Origin of the sequence: Microbacterium sp. MYb45 (assembly GCF_002979655.1) — a bacterium.
Classification (GTDB): Bacteria; Actinomycetota; Actinomycetes; order Actinomycetales; family Microbacteriaceae; genus Microbacterium.
This window is the reverse complement of record NZ_PCPG01000006.1, coordinates 96,254-111,616: the sequence shown is the minus strand read 5'-3', so window position 1 is coordinate 111,616 and position 15,363 is coordinate 96,254. Positions and strand designations below refer to the sequence as shown.

Below are 15,363 nucleotides of genomic sequence, written 5' to 3'. Positions count from 1 at the left end.
CCGGCAATCAGGCGACGGCGGCTCGAAGCGCCCGATCGATCTCGGCGACGGCATCGGTGAGGGGACCGGGTCGGCGCACCACATAGAGCGTGTTGATCGGCGGATCGTCGGTCTCTCGCAGCACGACCAGCCGCCCGTCGGCGAGCTCCTCGCTGATCAGGTAGGTCGGCAGCACGGTCGCCCCCGCGCCAGCGACGGCTGCCGCGGCGAGCGCCCGCAGGTCGGGAACGATCAGCGCCGGTTCTCGGTCGAGCCGCACGCCGAACACGTGCCGCCAGTACCGCCGCAGGATCGGTACATCATGCGCGTAGGCGAGAAGCGGGACGGACTCGAGGTCATCCGGGGTGATCCCGCGTCGCGGGTCCAGATCGAGCGACGGCGCGGCGACGAGGACGAACTCCTCATCGACGAGAGCGGCGGCCGGAAGTGCGCGCCCCTTCGGGCGGACGGCGGAGACCACGAGGTCGAGACTGCCCATTCGCAGCTGCTCGAGCAGCTCGTCCGCCAGCCCCGTCGTCACCGCGATCCGCCGACCGTCGGCGACCATCGATGCCAGCGCCCGCATCCCCACGCGTTCGATGAACTCCGCCGCCCCGCCGATGCGCACCGGCGGCGCCTCTGCGGGTGGCGGGTTCCCGAGCGCCAGCGCGAGCGCGTCGAGGGGGCCCGAGAGGCGCGCGGCCAGGTCATCCGCTCGCGGCGTGGAACGGATGCCCCTGGCGTGCCGGACGAACAGCGGTGCACCCACGCTGCGCTCCAGCGCCTGCAACTGGGTCGTGACGGATGACTGCGCGAGCCCCAGCGTCCGGGCTGCCGCAGAAACCGACCCGGACCGGTGTGCGGCGAGGAACGTCCGCCAGAGCGCGAGATCGCGCAAGCCATCGTCATTCCGATCGGTCATATCGAGAATGTATCGGAATCGGTGACGATGAGGGGCGGTTGTCCCCCGTATCCGCATCCCACGGCATCCGCCGTCCGACCCTCTGGAGCACGCATGTCCTCAGTTCTCTTCGTCGTCACCGGCGCCCGCACCTGGACCCTCACGGACGGCACCGAGCACCCGACCGGCTACTGGGCCGAGGAACTGCTCACCCCCTACCGCGCACTTCGCGATGCGGGCCACTCCGTCTCGTTCGCAACCCCCGGTGGCGTCGCTCCGGTCGCCGACGCCGGGAGCCTCACCGAAGGCGACGCCGAGTCGATCGCCGCGATCGGCGGGCTCGCCACCCCTCTGGTGCTGGCCGACATCGATCCCTCCGCCTACGACGCCGTCTACTACCCCGGCGGCCACGGTCCGATGCAGGACCTCGCGATCGACGAGGACTCCGCCGCGCTGATCACCGCGACGCTCGCCGCCGGACGCCCGCTCGCAGCCGTCTGCCACGGTCTCGCGGCTCTGCTCCCGGCGCGTACGGCGGCAGGGGAATCGGTCGTCGCCGGACGCCGCATCACCGGGTTCACCGACGAGGAGGAGCGCCTCGGTGGCCTCGCCGACCGTGCGCCCTTCCTGCTCGAGAGCGAGCTGCGCGCCCGCGGCGCCGAGGTCGACATCGCCTCGCCGTGGAGCGATCACACCGTGGTCGACGGGCTCCTCATCACCGGCCAGAACCCGCAGTCCTCGGCATCCGCGGCTCTGGCGCTCGTCGCCGCACTCGCCTGATCGAAACCGGCGCCGCGACCTGCGCGGCGCCGGTTCCGACCGTTTTCCACGCCCGCTCCTCCCGCACACGGCGAGGCCTGCCGGTACGGTGAGCGCATGCGATCGACCCCCCGCGCCCTCCGCGTCGCTCTCGCCGCAGTCGCGGCGATCAACCTCGTGTCCGCACTGATCGGAATGGTCGGGCTGACGGTCGGCGGAGGAATGGGGCTGCCGCCGGAGTGGCTCGAGGGCAGCGTCTTCCACTCCTACGTCTGGCCGGGGATCATCCTGGGTATCGTCGTCGGCGGAATGCAGGCGCTGGCTCTCGTCGCGCAGTTCGGACGATTCGCTCTCGCGTGGGGGCTGCACGCCGCCGCCGGCCTCACCATGATGATCTGGATCTTCGTGGAGATCGCGGTGCTCCTCGAGTGGTCGCCGCTGCACGGCATCTTCTTCGCGACCGGCCTCGTCCAGACCGTGCTCGCCGTGCTGGCACTGGGCGCTCGGCCTCGACCGTTGTTCGCGCGCGACATCAGGGACCACTGATGGCGGTACCCGCGTCGAAGGACGAGCTGCTCACCGCGATCCGGACGGAGTATGCCCGCCTGCGCGCCGACCTCGATCGGGTGCCGACGGAGTCCGCCCGAGAACCCGTGCTGTCCGGTCACGTCAAGAGCACGATGATGAGCCCGGCGGATCTTCTCGCGTACTTGATCGGCTGGAACGAGCAGGTGCTCACCTGGCACGACCGTCGCGCCGCCGGGCTCCCCGACGAGATGCCGGCGGCCGGTTTCGGCTGGAATGACCTCGGCGCCTTGGCTCAGCGCTTCTACCGCGACCACGAGGACGCGTCCTGGGCGGATCTGCGGGCACGCCTCGACGACGCGGAGCAGCGGATCGAAGCGCTCGTCCTGGCCCGATCGGACGCGGAGCTATACGGCGCACCGTGGTATCGCACCTGGACGATGGGGCGCATGATCTCGCTCAACACCTCATCGCCCTACCGGAACGCCCGCGGCCGCATCCGCCGCTGGCTCCGGACGCTCTGAGCGCGGGCTCAGGTCCCCTTCCCCGGCGAGCCCCCCTCGATGACCACGCCGGCCAGGTTTCCGACCGCGAACACGATGAAGTACTGCGATGCCGAGGCCGGCGGGGTGTCGTAGAAGTTCTCGAGCACGAAGGGCGCGAGCGCGCTACGGCGCTGGCTATGCTCCTTGCTGAAGCGCACCGCGCGCTGACCGGTTGGAGGGTGGAATCATGAAGAAATCGACCAAGCTGGCATCGTTCGCCGCAGGGCTCGCGATCGTGGCGGGGGCCACGCTAGGGGCTGCTCCGGCGTATGCGGCGAACATGTGGGGATACTCCTCGCAGAACCGCACGGCCTGCATCTCCGCGACGGGGGCGCAGATGGTGGCCATCGCGAAGGCCGGCTACCGGGTCACCAGCTATTCTCCGTGCGTCAAGAGCTTCGACCGCGGCACCTGGTACACGACGACCATCCGTTACTGACGGTCGACGAGACGAGAGAACGCACCCCCGGAGCATCCGGGGGTGCGTTCTCTCTTGTCCAGAGGTCAGCTCTCGATGTGCCGCTCGTCGGGGCCGTCGTAGAAGGACAGCGGACGGATCAGCGCGTTCGATCCGGCCTGCTCGATCACGTGCGCGGTCCACCCCGTCACCCGCGCCGCCACGAAGAGCGGCGTGAAGGTCAGGGTGTCGAAGCCGATCAGGTTGTACGCCGGACCCGACGGGTAGTCGAGGTTCGGGTAGATGCCCTTGCGCGCGACGAACTCCGACTCGAGAGCATCGTAGAGGGCGGCGACCTCGGGGCGGTCGTAGTGCTCCACGAGCGTGTCGAGCGCCGCCTTCATGGTCGGCACCCGGGAGTCGCCCTTCTTGTACACGCGGTGCCCGAAGCCCATGATCTTGCGCTTCTCGGAGAGCGCCTTGTCGAGCCAGGGCACGACGTTCTCGGCCGTGCCGATGTCGTCGAAGATGTGCAGCACGGCCTCGTTGGCCCCACCGTGCAGCGGTCCCTTGAGGGCGCCGATCGCGCCGACCACCGCCGAGTAGATGTCGCTCAGGGTCGAGGTGATGACGCGCGCGGTGAACGTCGAGGCGTTGAAGGAGTGCTCGGCGTACAGGATCATCGAGCGGTTGAACGCGTCGACCACCACGCCGTCCGCCTCCTCGCCGAACGTCATCCAGAGGAAGTTCGCGGAGTAGTCGAGGTCGTCACGCGGGGCGATGATCTCCTGCCCGCGACGGCGACGCTGACCGTAGGCGACGATCGCGGGCAGTGCCGCGAACAGGCGGATGCTGCGCTCAAGGTTCTGCTCCGGGCTGCCACCGGCGTCGAGCACCGAACCGCCCGCACCGGGGTCGGAGGCGCCGATCAGGCTGACCGCGGTGCGGACCTCGTCCATCGGGTGGGCGTCGAGCGGCACGAGGTCGATCGCGGCCTTGACGTTGTCGGCGAGCGCGCGGTGCGTCCGCTCTTCGAGACGGAACGCGGCGAGCTCTTCGGGCGTCGGCAGCTCGCCGTTCCACAGGAGGTAGGCGACGGCCTCGAACGGCTGCGTGTCGGCCAGCTCCTGCACGGGATATCCGCGGTACAGCAGGCTGTTCGTCTCGGGGTTGACCTTCGAGATCGCGGTCGTGTCGACGACGACCCCCGCGAGGCCCTTCTTGATGTCCGGCTCGGTCATGGTCACTCCTTCGTGATGGTGAAGTTGAAGACGCCGGAGTCGAAATGGTTGTACGACTCGTAGTCGATCAGATCGTAGAGATCGGCGCGGTGCTGCATCTCGCCGAGCTTCGAGGTCAGGTGCCCCTCGTCGTTCAGCGTATCGAGAGCACGGCCGGCGGCCCCCATCGAGATGCGCAGCAGCGACACCGGCCAGATGACCAGGTTGACGCCGGCATCACGCAGCTGGTCCGTGGAGAACAGCTCGCTCTTGCCGAACTCGGTCATGTTCGCGAGGATCGGCACGTCGAGCGCCTCGGCCATCGCCTCGAACTCGGCGAGCGTGCGCATCGCCTCGGGGAAGATCGCGTCGGCACCGGCATCCACCAGCGCCTGGGCCCGATCGATCGCGGCATCCAGCCCCTCGATCGCGCGGATGTCGGTGCGCGCCATGATGAGGAAGTTCTCGTCGCGGCGGGCGTCGGCGGCAGCCCGGATGCGCTTGATCGCGGTGTTCTCGTCGACGACGGCCTTGCCGTCGAGGTGGCCGCACCGCTTCGGATTGATCTGGTCTTCGATGTGCGTGCCGGCGAGGCCCGCGTCTTCGAGCTCCTGGATCGTGCGGGCGACGTTCATCGGCTCGCCGAAGCCGGTGTCGGCGTCGACGATCGCGGGGAGGTCGGTCATGCGGGCGATCTGCTTCGCCCGTCCGGCGACCTCGGTCAGCGTCGTGAGGCCGATGTCGGGCAGCCCCAGGTCGGCGGAGAGCACGGCGCCGGAGATGTAGACCCCGTCGAAGCCCTTCTGCTCGATCAGCCGGGCGCTCAGCGGGTTGAAGGCTCCGGGGAAGCGCAGCAGTTCGCCGCTCGCCAGCCGCTCCCGGAACAGCCGCCGCTTCTCGGCGGGCGTGACGCTGGAGTACAGCATCAGAAGAGTCCCGCAGGCGCCGGCGCTGCCTCGAGCAAGCCGGGCTTCGCGACGATCGACAGCTCGCCGACCTCGGCGGCCGTGAGCTCGGGCAGACGCTGCACGAGGGCGAGGAAGCGCTCGATCTCGGCGGACTCGAGCACGGGCTCGGCCAGCAGACGGAACTTCGCGATGTAGTTCTCGCGCGCGAACGGACGGGCGCCCAGCGGATGCGCGTCGGCCACGGCGATCTCGTCGACCACGGTCGAGCCGTCGGTCAGGCGGATCTCGACGCGACCGCCGAAGGCCTTCTCAGCCGGGTCCTCGGAGTGGTAGCGGCGGGTCCACTCGGCGTCTTCCGCCGTGGTGATCTTGTGCCACAGCGCGACCGTGTCGGCGCGGCCCGCACGCTCGGGGGCGTAGGAGTCGACGTGGTGCCAGCCGCCGTCCTGCAGTGCCACCGCGAAGATGTACGGCACCGAGTGGTCGAGCGTCTCGCGCGATGCGGTCGGGTCGTACTTCTGCGGGTCGTTCGCGCCGGAGCCGATCACGTTGTGCGTGTGGTGGCTGGTGTGGATGACGATCGAGTCGATGTTCGCGGGGTCACGCAGCGCCGGGTTCTCGATCCCGAGCTTGCGGGCGAGGTCGATGAGCGCCTGCGCCTGATACTCGGCCGAGTGCTCCTTCGTGTACGAGTCGAGGATCGCGCGCTTGGGCTCGCCGGCGGCGGGCAGCGGCACGTCGTAGGACGCGTCCTTGCCGTCGAGCATCCACGCGATCACACCGTCTTCACCCTCGTAGATCGGCGCGGGGCTGGTCTGCCCGCGCATGGCCCGGTCGACCGCCTCGACGGCCATCTTGCCCGCGAAGGCCGGGGCGTGCGCCTTCCAGGTGGAGATCTCGCCCTTGCGGCTCTGCCGAGTGGCGGTCGTCGTGTGCAGACCCTGGCCCACAGCCTGGTAGATCGTCTCGACGTCGAGCCCGAGCAGGGTGCCGATGCCGGCGGCCGCCGACGGGCCGAGGTGGGCGACGTGGTCGATCTTGTGCTTGTGCAGGCAGATCGCACGCACGAGGTCCATCTGGATCTCGTAGCCGGTCGCGATGCCGCGCACGAGCGCCCGACCGTCCTTGCCGGTGTGCTGGGCGACCGCGAGGATCGGCGGAATGTTGTCGCCGGGGTGCGAGTACTCCGCCGCGAGGAACGTGTCGTGGTAGTCGAGTTCGCGCACGGCCACGCCGTTCGCCCAGGCCGCCCACTCGGGGCTGGTGCGGTGGTCGAGCGCCGCACCGAACAGGTTCGCTCCGACGCCGCCGGTGGAGACGGGGTGGCTGAACGCCTGCGCGCGGGCGGCGTTGATCGGCGCGCGGGTGAGGGATGCCGCAGCCACCGAGGCGTTGTCGATGATGCGGTTGATGATCATGTCGACGACGTCCTGCTCGACCTCGACCCGGTCGGCGGCGACCTCGGCGATCTTCCAGGCGAGCTGGTCTTCGCGCGCGAGGTTCTCGTCGCTGCGGTGCACACGGACGTGATGGGTGACGGTCATTTCTTATCCTTCGCTGTTGCTGGAGTCGAGAGAGTCGAGGATGCCGGTGAGGGCGTTGTGCAGGTGCACGTGGGTGGCATGGGCGGCGAGGTCGCCGTCGCGGGCGGCGAGCGCCTCGGCGATCGTGCGGTGCTCGGCGGCGGATGCCGCGAGTCGGGCGGGCTTGTCGCGGGCCATCCGGCGCACGCGCACGAGGTGCGTGCGCACGGTGCGCAGGGCCGAGGCGATGTAGTCGTTCGCGACGGCCGCATCGAGAGCACCGTCGAACCGGGCGATCAGCGCGTAGTAGGCGTCACGGCCTGCGGGAGCGGTGAGGTCGACGTGCGCGAACTCCGCGGCGAGCTCGGCGAACAGACCGGCGTCCCCCCGCACGGCGGCGAGCCGGGCGGAGCTCTCCTCCAGCGCGCGGCGGATCTCGAACAGCGAGCGGATGTCATCGGCATCCAGGTCGGCGACCACGGTGACGCGCGGCGACTGCTGGACGACGAGACCGTCGCCGGCCAGTCGGCGCAGCGCCTCCCGCATCGGAGTGCGACTCACACCGAGACGCTCGGCCTGCTCGACCTCCCCGAGAACGAAGCCGGCCGGAAGAGCACCCGACTGGATGTCGTCGAGCAGGGCCGTGTACGCGCGATCACTCGCGGAGAAGCGCTCGACAACAGGGGGCATGCCCTCAGTGTATACATAAAGCAGCGGGACGGGCCTCTCAGTCTTTTTCTACGGGCTTCCCGTATACATTCCCGGGGGTGGGCACCGGCTCCACGAACTCCGGAGCGACAGGCTCCCCCAGCTTGACCACGATGACCCCCACGAGAACGAGCACTCCGCCGAGCCCCTGCAGCAGATCGGGAAGCTGGCCGAGCAGCAGCCAGCCGAACAGGAGCGCGGCGACCACCTCGGCGAGCGCGACGAAGGAGGCGAGCCGCGAACCCAGCATCCGTGTCGAGGCGATGCCGAGCAGGTACGCGAGGGCCGTCGCCACGACACCGATCGCCAGCACGGGGACGAACCAGGGCACACTGCCGAAACGGTAGGCGATGTCGTCGGTCGTCCACGCGATCGGCAGGACGCCGATCGCCCCGGCCGCCGTGAGACCGAGTGCACCGATCAGCAGCCCGCTGCCGGCGAGCGCGAGCGGCGGCAGCCCCGTGTCGACTCTGGCCGAGAGCACGAAGTAGGTCGCCGCCCCGACCATGGCTCCGAGCGCCCACAGGATGCCGGCCACGTTCACATCGGCCCCCGTGAGGATGTCGAGCATGAGCACCAGCCCGACGATGGCGATGGCCGCCCCGATGGTGCTGCGGCGCGTCGGCCGCTCGCCCCGTCGCAGCCACAGCCACAGCAGCACCGCGACCGGTGCCGTGTACTCGATGAGCAGCGCCAGCCCCACATCCATGACGGCGACGGCCTGGAAGTAGAAGAGCTGGGTCGCGGTGACGGCGAGCAGTCCGTAGGCGAGGATCATGCCGGCGTTGCGGCGAAGGAGACCCCACCGCCCGCGCAGCGACAAGATCGTGGGGATGAGCAGCACGAGGGCCGCCACCCAGATGCGTGCGGTGACCGCGGCCCCCGGCGTCCACCCCGCGTCGATGAGCCCGCGCGCCCACGCGCCGGACATGCCGAACGACAGCGCGGCCGCGATGGCGAGCGGCAGCCCCAGACGCACACCGCGTGCGGACGCGACCGCCACGCTGTCATCACTCACCCTGCCCATGATCGATGACGCTACTCGCGCACGCTGTAAGATGTCAACGTGATCTTCACCGATGACACCCAAGAGGGCCTCCGCGCCGCCGTCTGGCTCGTGAACTCGGCCGAGGATCCGGACACGCTGGTCGACCTCGACGACGAGCGCGCCTTCCTCCGCGAGTTCCCCTACACCGGACGACTCGACCGCGATGAAGACGAGCTCGCCTCCCTGCGCCGCCTGCGCCCGCGTCTGCGATCCATGCTGCTGGCGCCGCGCGACGAGATGGCCGAACTCGTCAACGCCGCCCTCGCCGAGTCCCGCCTCACCCCGCGACTGCTCCGCCACGACGGGGTCGATTGGCACCTCCATGCCGTGGCCGACGAGCATCCGCTGGCGGAGCGCGTGCTGATCGAGACCGCGATGGCGCTGATCGACGTCATCCGCGCCGAGGAGGGCTCGCGCCTCTCCGTGTGTGCGGATGACACCTGCCTGGCGATCGCCCTGGATCTCTCCCGCAACCGCTCGAAGCGCTACTGCTCGACGACCTGCGCGAACCGCAACGCCGTCGCCGCCTATCGCGCGCGCCGGGCCGCGGACTGACGCGCGGACTCAGGCGCCGATGTACGCGCCCCGCCAGGTGTACGCCGCGATGGTGTCGGCCTTCATCTCCATGCCGTTCCCGGGAGCAGTGGGCGCCCTGTAGGAGCCACCCCGGATGTCGGTCGGCACGACGAAGTGCTCGTGCAGGTGGTCGACGAACTCGATCATGCGGCCCTCGCGGGTGCCGGTGACCGCGACGAAGTCGAACATCGACAGGTGCTGCACCGCTTCGCACAGGCCCACCCCACCCGCGTGCGGGCACACCGGCACGCCGAACTTGGCGGCGAGCAGCAGGTTGGCGATGTTCTCGTTGACGCCGCCGACGCGCACGGCATCGATCTGCATGACGGAGATGGCATCCGCCTGCAGCAGCTGCTTGAAGATGACACGGTTCTGGGCGTGCTCGCCGGTGGCGACGCGGATCGGTGCCACGCCGCGCGCGATCTCGGCGTGCCCGAGCACGTCGTCGGGGCTGGTCGGCTCCTCGATCCACGCGGGGTGGAACTCGGCGAGCGCGTTCACCCACTCGATCGCCTCCGACACCTCCCAGCGCTGGTTCGCGTCGATCGCGATGGGGAAGTCCGGTCCACACACCTCACGCGCCTTGCGGAAGCGACGGATATCGTCCTGCAGGTCGGCGCCGACCTTGAGCTTGATCTGCGTGAAGCCGTCGGCCATGGCCTCGCGGGCCAGCCGCTCGAGCTTCTCGTCGGAGTATCCGAGCCAGCCGGGACTCGTCGTGTAGGCCGGGTACCCGGTGGCGAGCAGCTGCTCTTCCCGTTCGGCACGCCCCGGCTCGACGGCACGCAGGATGTCGAGGGCATCCTCGCGGGTGAGGGCGTTCGTGAGGTAGCGGAAGTCGACGACGTCGACGAGTTCTTCCGGGGTCATCCGGGCGAGCAGCTGCCAGAGGGGCAGCCCCGCGCGCTTGGCCTTGATGTCCCACAGGGCGTTGATGACGGCGCCGATGGCCATGTGCATGACGCCCTTCTCGGGGCCGAGCCAGCGCAGCTGCGAGTCGCCGATGATCGCCCGGTAAGTGCCGCCCATGTCGTCGAGCAGGGGTTCGAGCTCGCGGCCGACGAGGTGGTCCGCGAGCGCGTCGATCCCGGCGACCTGCACGTCGTTGCCCCGCCCGATCGTGAAGACGAACGCGTGGCCCTCGATGCCGTCCTCGGCGTCCGTGCGCACGATCACGTACGCGGCGGAGTAGTCGGGGTCGGGGTTCATCGCGTCCGAACCGTCCAGGCTCAACGACGTCGGGAAGCGGATGTCGGTGGTGTCGAGGGCGACGATACGGGTCACGGGGGTCCTCTCCGTGCACGGCGGATCTCTTCCGTGCGGATACCTTGGAGTGTAAACATCCGATGTCTATACTGTCAACGAGATGGGCCGCAGCGTCGTGGCCTCCCCACCGATCAGGAGAATCATGAAGTTCGCGCGGCTCGGCACCCCCGGCACGGAGATCCCCGTCCTCGTGGAGGGTGACCACTACCTCGACCTCCGCTCTCTGACATCCGATGTGAACGGCGACTTCCTCGAGAGCGACTTCGTCGCCAGGGTCTCGGCGGCCCGCGATGCCGGGGAGCTTCCGGAACTCGCGGATGCCGCGGCGATGCGCATCGGCGCACCGATCGCCCGTCCGAGCGCCGTGATCTGCATCGGCATGAACTACGCCGCCCACGCGGCCGAGTCGGGTTCGGAGCCGCCGACCATCCCCATCCTGTTCCTGAAGACGCCCAACACGGTGGTCGGACCCGACGACGCGGTGACGATCCCCCGCGGCAGCGAGAAGACCGACTGGGAGGTCGAGCTCGGCATCGTGATCGGCGCTCGCGCGGCCTACCTCGACTCCCCCGAGGAGTCGCTCGCCCACGTGGCCGGCTTCGTCGCCGCGAACGACGTCTCGGAGCGGGCGTTCCAGATCGAGGCGTCGGGCGGGCAGTGGTCCAAGGGCAAGATCGCCCCGGGATTCAACCCCACCGGCCCGTGGCTCGTCACTCCCGACGAGGTCGACCACCACGCGCTCGGACTGCGCAGCTTCGTGAACGGCGAGCCGCGGCAGGACTCGAACACGAGCGACATGATCTTCACGGTCGAGCACATCGTGCACCACCTGTCGCAGTACGTGACGCTCGAGCCGGGCGACCTGATCCTCACCGGCACCCCGCAGGGCGTGGCCCTCTCGGGCAAGTACCCCTACCTCGCACCCGGCGACGTGGTCGAGATCGAGATCGACGGCCTCGGCCGGCAGCGGCAGGAGTTCGTGGCATGGGAGGCACAGAGATGAGCGCACTCGACGGACTGGTGGCGATCGTCACCGGCGGAGCATCCGGGATCGGTGCGGCGATCGCACAGCGCCTGCGCGCCGACGGGGCGACCATCGCGATCCTCGACCGCGACACCGCCGCGGCCGACCCCGCGTTCACGGCCTTCACCGCCGACGTCTCGGATCGCGCAAGCGTCGACGTGGCGGTCGCGGCCGTGGCCGAGAGGTTCGGGCGCATCGACATCGTCGTGAACAACGCCGGGATCGGCGCGCAGGGCGACGTCGCGGCGAACGACGACGACGAGTGGGCGCGCGTGCTCTCGATCAACGTCACCGGCATCGCCCGTGTGACGGCGTCGGCACTGCCCTGGCTGCGGAAGTCGCCGGCGGCGGCGGTCTGCAACACGGCATCCATCGCCTCCACCACCGGACTCCCGCAGCGGGCGCTCTACAGCGCGTCGAAGGGGGCCGTCTCGGCGCTGACCCGCGCGATGGCGGCCGACCACCTGCGCGAGGGTATCCGGGTGAACGCGGTCAACCCCGGCACGGCCGACACCCCCTGGGTCGGGCGACTGCTCGACTCGGCGACCGACCCCGCGGCCGAACGCGCCGCGCTCGAGGCCCGCCAACCGCACGGACGGCTCGTCGACCCCGATGAGGTCGCCGCCGCGGTCGCCTACCTCGTGAGCCCCGGGGCCGGTTCGACGACCGGCACGTCCATCGAGGTCGACGGCGGCATGGCGCGGTTGCGGCTTCGCGCGGAGTGAGTTCCGCCCGGCGTCAGCCGCGGCTGCCGCGGAACCAGCCCCGGATGCCGTGACGCGGAGGCTCCACGGTCGGCGCCTGCGGCCGGGCATCCGTGCGATAGAACTGCTCGGCGGTGGTCCAGAAGATCGCGTCGAGGTCATGCCCCCGCGCATCCGCCCAGGCGATCACCGTGTCGGCCCAGCGCGTGCGGGCCGTGGGCTGGTAGGTCGGCGAGCCGTCCTCCGGTGCGTGCGGGTCGTCGTCCTCGGCCGGTCCGATGACCGAGACGGGCCAGTCGCTCCCCCACATCAGCCGCTCGATCCCGAACGCATCGGCCGCCACATCGAGGAACGGGATCAGCTGCGCGGCATCCCAGTCGCCACCGGCCTCGCCGGGCAGACCCGAGAGCTTGCAGAAGGTGTTCGGATGCCGCGCCAGCTCGGTCAGGTCGCGGGCCCATTCCGGGGTCGGCGCCAGCGGAGCCGCGGCCGTGCCCACGGCGGGCTTCCCCAGATGATCGAGTACGAGCCGCAGCTCTGGGATGGCTCCGGCGAGGCGGGCGACATCCGGCAGCTGCGCGGCGCGCACGCACGCGTCGAAGGTCAGACCGCGCGCGGCGACCTCGCGCGCACCGGTCACGAAGGCCGCCGACACCGCCAGTCCGTCGGGCTCGCCCTGCAGGTTGTGCCGCACGCCGACGACGAGCGGCTCGGCCGCGAGACCTTCGAGGTGCGCGACCGTGTCGGTCCCCCGGTCGAGGCGGATGCCGGCGACGATGCCGACCACTCCGAGCGCGGGCGCGAGCCCTGCGACCCAGAGCACCTCATCGAGGAAGTCGTCGTCGACGGTCCCGGCCTGCACGAACACGCACTTCTCGGTCTCGGCACGTTCCAGGCGGGCGTGCTCGAGTTCCAGGTCGGCGAACCGGTACGCCATCGGGCCTTCGAGCCACGTGTAGGTCAGCGCCTCCGGATCCCACAGGTGCAGATGTGCATCGAGAACTCGCATCCCCTCATCCTGCCGCAGACATCGGAGCAATCGCTAGGATGACGCCATGGCTGTGACGGACGACGCGATCGCGAAGATCAAGGCGATGATCGTGTCGGGCGAGCTGACCCCCGGCGATCGCCTGCCTCCGGAGAAGGAGCTCTCCGAGCGGCTCGGTCTCTCCCGCAGCTCGATGCGCGAGGCGGTCAAGGCGCTCGAGGTCATCCGCGTGCTCGACGTGCGGCGCGGCGACGGCACCTATGTGACGAGTCTCGAGCCCCACCTGCTGCTGGAGGCGATCTCGTTCGTCGTCGACATGCACGACGACGACTCGATGCTCGAGATCTTCGCCGTGCGCCGGATGCTGGAGTCGCAGGCATCCGGCCTCGCCGCCACGCTGGGCACCGACGAGCAGATCGCCGAGCTGCAGCGCGAGGTCGAGGGCGTGGATGCCTCCGTGAGCATCGAGGAGCTCGTCGACCACGACATCCGATTCCACCGCGAGATCGTGGCGATGGCGGGCAATGCGTACCTCGCGAGCCTGATCGAGCACCTGAGCAGCCAGACGGTGCGCGCCCGCGCCTGGCGCGGACTCACCGAGACGGGGGCCGTCGAGCGCACCCTGTCGGAGCACCGGGCGATCGCCGACGCGGTCGCCCAGCGCGACCCCGCACTGGCGACCTCGCTGACGACCGCGCACATCGCCGGCATCGAGCGCTGGCTGCGCCACGCGACGGCGCCCTGAGCGGTTCCGGGCGCCCCGGCACCCGGACGCGGAAGTGGGTCTGACGGCGCCGCCGCGAGGGGTGTACCGTCACCGCATGATCACCGACGATCCCACCTTGACCAACCCCGACCACTACCGCACCCTCTGGGAGAACGAGCACGTCCGCGTGCTCGAATACACCGACGTCCCCGGCGACAAGACGACGCCGCACGATCATCCGAACAGTGTGATGATCACCCTCAGCGATTTCTCTCGTCGCCTCAGCGCCGGGGAGCGGACGTTCGACACGGCCCTCACCTCCGGGCAGGCGGTCTGGATACCGGCGCAGCGTCACTCCGGCGAGAACACCGGGACGACGCCGACGCACACCATCCTCGTCGAACTCAAGGGCGATGCGGCGGGCGAACCGATGGCATCGACACTCGGGCCGGAACATCCCGCCGAGGGGTGAGCGCACCCGGATGATCGACGAGGCGGCCGATAGTCTCGAGGGTATGAGCGACTGGACCAGCACCGCGATCGCCCTGCTGGAAGCCGACGCGAACCGCAGTGCCGACACGCACCTGCACCTCTTCCCGCTGCCGCCCGAGTGGGGCATCGACCTGTACCTCAAGGACGAGTCCGTCCACCCGACCGGGTCACTCAAGCACCGTCTGGCGCGCTCGCTCCTCCTCTACGGACTGGTCAACGGCCGCATCCGGGAGGACACCACGCTCGTGGAGTCGTCGAGCGGATCGACCGCCGTCTCCGAGGCGTACTTCGCCCGCATGCTGGGGCTGCCGTTCATCACCGTCGTCCCGCGCTCGACCGTGCAGGAGAAGATCGACCTCATCGAGTTCTACGGTGGCACCTGCCACTTCGTCGACCGCGCCGAAGACATGTCGCCCGAGGCGCAGCGCCTCGCGTCCGACTGCACCGGCCACTACCTCGACCAGTTCACGTTCGCCGAGCGCGCGACCGACTGGCGAGGCAACAACAACATCGCGGAGAGCGTGTTCAGTCAGCTCGCGCAGGAGCGGCATCCGATCCCCACCTGGATCGTGACCGGCGCCGGAACCGGCGGCACGAGTGCGACGTTCGGGCGGTACGTGAAGTACCGCCGCCACGAGACGAAGGTCGCCGTGGTCGACCCCGAGGGCTCCGCGTTCTACGACGGCTGGGCCGGCACGGTCGACCCGCCCGCCGGACGCCCGAGCCGCATCGAGGGCATCGGCCGGCCGCAGGTCGAGGCCTCGTTCGTGCCCACCGTGATCGACGAGATGATCCGGGTGCCGGATGCCGGGTCGATCGCCGCGATCCGGATGCTTCGCGAGCGCACCCTGCACTGGGCCGGCGGCTCAACCGGCACGAACCTGTACGGCGCGTTCCAGCTGATCGCCCGGATGCGGGCCGCGGGCGAGACCGGCAGCGTCGTCACCCTGATCTGCGACAGCGGCGTCCGCTACGCGGGCACGTACTACTCCGATGAGTGGGTCGCGGCGCAGGGCTGGGACCTCGCCCCACATCGCGCGCGGCTCGATCGGTTCCTGGAATCGGGCGTCTGGGGCGAGTGAAGGCGTCGGGCT

The 15,363-nt window shown here is 69.9% G+C and carries 18 protein-coding genes; 10 read left to right on the top strand and 8 right to left on the bottom strand.

The features are described 5' to 3' along the window. Positions 1–7: 7 nt before the first annotated feature. The gene (locus tag CQ034_RS12280; protein WP_105711261.1) at positions 8–901 is read right to left on the bottom strand and encodes a LysR family transcriptional regulator; all 894 of its coding nucleotides are present in this window, start codon (positions 899–901) and stop codon (positions 8–10) included. 93 nt (positions 902–994) lie between these two features. Between CQ034_RS12280 and CQ034_RS12275 the strand changes: the two genes are divergently transcribed. The 4 genes from CQ034_RS12275 to CQ034_RS12260 all read left to right on the top strand — a co-directional run bounded on the left by CQ034_RS12275 (position 995) and on the right by CQ034_RS12260 (position 3,148). Beyond that, positions 995–1,660, top strand: a complete 666-nt coding sequence (locus CQ034_RS12275) for a type 1 glutamine amidotransferase domain-containing protein (RefSeq protein WP_105711260.1) — start codon at positions 995–997, stop codon at positions 1,658–1,660. Positions 1,661–1,756: 96 nt separating this feature from the next. Continuing rightward, positions 1,757–2,185: a hypothetical protein gene (locus tag CQ034_RS12270; RefSeq protein ID WP_197021081.1), complete on the top strand. Its 429-nt coding sequence runs from the start codon at positions 1,757–1,759 to the stop codon at positions 2,183–2,185. Further along, positions 2,185–2,688 (top strand): ClbS/DfsB family four-helix bundle protein, encoded by a 504-nt coding sequence (locus CQ034_RS12265; protein ID WP_105711259.1) that lies wholly within the window; start codon positions 2,185–2,187, stop codon positions 2,686–2,688. The genes CQ034_RS12270 and CQ034_RS12265 overlap by 1 nt, the downstream gene beginning before the upstream one ends. Before the next feature lie 208 nt (positions 2,689–2,896). After that, on the top strand, positions 2,897–3,148 hold the full coding sequence (locus CQ034_RS12260) for a hypothetical protein (protein ID WP_105711258.1): 252 nt from the start codon (positions 2,897–2,899) through the stop codon (positions 3,146–3,148). 65 nt (positions 3,149–3,213) lie between these two features. Here CQ034_RS12260 and CQ034_RS12255 read toward each other — a convergent pair whose 3' ends face one another. Genes CQ034_RS12255 through CQ034_RS12235 form a run of 5 tightly spaced genes read right to left on the bottom strand, consistent with a single transcriptional unit; the run spans position 3,214 to position 8,492 of the window. Next, positions 3,214–4,347 (bottom strand): bifunctional 2-methylcitrate synthase/citrate synthase, encoded by a 1,134-nt coding sequence (locus tag CQ034_RS12255; RefSeq protein WP_105711257.1) that lies wholly within the window; start codon positions 4,345–4,347, stop codon positions 3,214–3,216. A gap of 2 nt (positions 4,348–4,349) precedes the next feature. Continuing rightward, on the bottom strand, positions 4,350–5,252 hold the full coding sequence (prpB, locus tag CQ034_RS12250; RefSeq protein ID WP_105711256.1) for a methylisocitrate lyase: 903 nt from the start codon (positions 5,250–5,252) through the stop codon (positions 4,350–4,352). Further along, positions 5,252–6,778, bottom strand: coding sequence for an MmgE/PrpD family protein (locus tag CQ034_RS12245; protein WP_105711255.1), 1,527 nt, complete (start codon positions 6,776–6,778; stop codon positions 5,252–5,254). Before CQ034_RS12245 ends, prpB begins: the two co-directional genes overlap by 1 nt. A gap of 3 nt (positions 6,779–6,781) precedes the next feature. Next, entirely contained in the window at positions 6,782–7,447 is a 666-nt protein-coding gene (locus tag CQ034_RS12240; RefSeq protein WP_105711254.1) for a GntR family transcriptional regulator, read from the bottom strand. A 37-nt stretch (positions 7,448–7,484) separates the two neighbouring features. Beyond that, positions 7,485–8,492 carry a DMT family transporter gene (locus CQ034_RS12235; RefSeq protein WP_105711253.1) on the bottom strand — a complete coding sequence of 336 codons (1,008 nt, stop codon included), beginning with the start codon at positions 8,490–8,492 and terminating at the stop codon, positions 7,485–7,487. A 39-nt stretch (positions 8,493–8,531) separates the two neighbouring features. Between CQ034_RS12235 and CQ034_RS12230 the strand changes: the two genes are divergently transcribed. Continuing rightward, the gene (locus CQ034_RS12230) at positions 8,532–9,068 is read left to right on the top strand and encodes a CGNR zinc finger domain-containing protein (protein ID WP_105711252.1); all 537 of its coding nucleotides are present in this window, start codon (positions 8,532–8,534) and stop codon (positions 9,066–9,068) included. Positions 9,069–9,077: 9 nt separating this feature from the next. Here the strand turns inward: CQ034_RS12230 and CQ034_RS12225 are convergent, their stop codons facing one another. Continuing rightward, on the bottom strand, positions 9,078–10,373 hold the full coding sequence (locus CQ034_RS12225) for an L-fuconate dehydratase (protein ID WP_105711251.1): 1,296 nt from the start codon (positions 10,371–10,373) through the stop codon (positions 9,078–9,080). Between the two features lie 124 nt (positions 10,374–10,497). Here CQ034_RS12225 and CQ034_RS12220 point away from each other — a divergent pair, with 124 nt between their 5' ends. Next, a complete protein-coding gene (locus tag CQ034_RS12220; RefSeq protein WP_105711250.1) occupies positions 10,498–11,358 on the top strand; it encodes a fumarylacetoacetate hydrolase family protein in 861 nt (286 codons plus the stop codon). Then, complete coding sequence (locus tag CQ034_RS12215) at positions 11,340–12,104, top strand: SDR family NAD(P)-dependent oxidoreductase (protein ID WP_258134192.1); 765 nt, start codon at positions 11,340–11,342, stop codon at positions 12,102–12,104. The genes CQ034_RS12220 and CQ034_RS12215 overlap by 19 nt, the downstream gene beginning before the upstream one ends. 13 nt (positions 12,105–12,117) lie before the next feature. Here the strand turns inward: CQ034_RS12215 and CQ034_RS12210 are convergent, their stop codons facing one another. Further along, positions 12,118–13,092 carry an amidohydrolase gene (locus CQ034_RS12210; RefSeq protein ID WP_105711248.1) on the bottom strand — a complete coding sequence of 325 codons (975 nt, stop codon included), beginning with the start codon at positions 13,090–13,092 and terminating at the stop codon, positions 12,118–12,120. Between the two features lie 46 nt (positions 13,093–13,138). Here CQ034_RS12210 and CQ034_RS12205 point away from each other — a divergent pair, with 46 nt between their 5' ends. From CQ034_RS12205 to CQ034_RS12195, 3 genes are all read left to right on the top strand, one after another. Next, positions 13,139–13,816: a FadR/GntR family transcriptional regulator gene (locus CQ034_RS12205; protein ID WP_105711247.1), complete on the top strand. Its 678-nt coding sequence runs from the start codon at positions 13,139–13,141 to the stop codon at positions 13,814–13,816. A gap of 76 nt (positions 13,817–13,892) precedes the next feature. Then, positions 13,893–14,249, top strand: a complete 357-nt coding sequence (locus tag CQ034_RS12200; RefSeq protein WP_105711302.1) for a cytoplasmic protein — start codon at positions 13,893–13,895, stop codon at positions 14,247–14,249. A 43-nt stretch (positions 14,250–14,292) separates the two neighbouring features. Then, on the top strand, positions 14,293–15,351 hold the full coding sequence (locus CQ034_RS12195; RefSeq protein ID WP_029263904.1) for a PLP-dependent cysteine synthase family protein: 1,059 nt from the start codon (positions 14,293–14,295) through the stop codon (positions 15,349–15,351). The last annotated feature ends 12 nt before the right edge of the window (positions 15,352–15,363 follow it).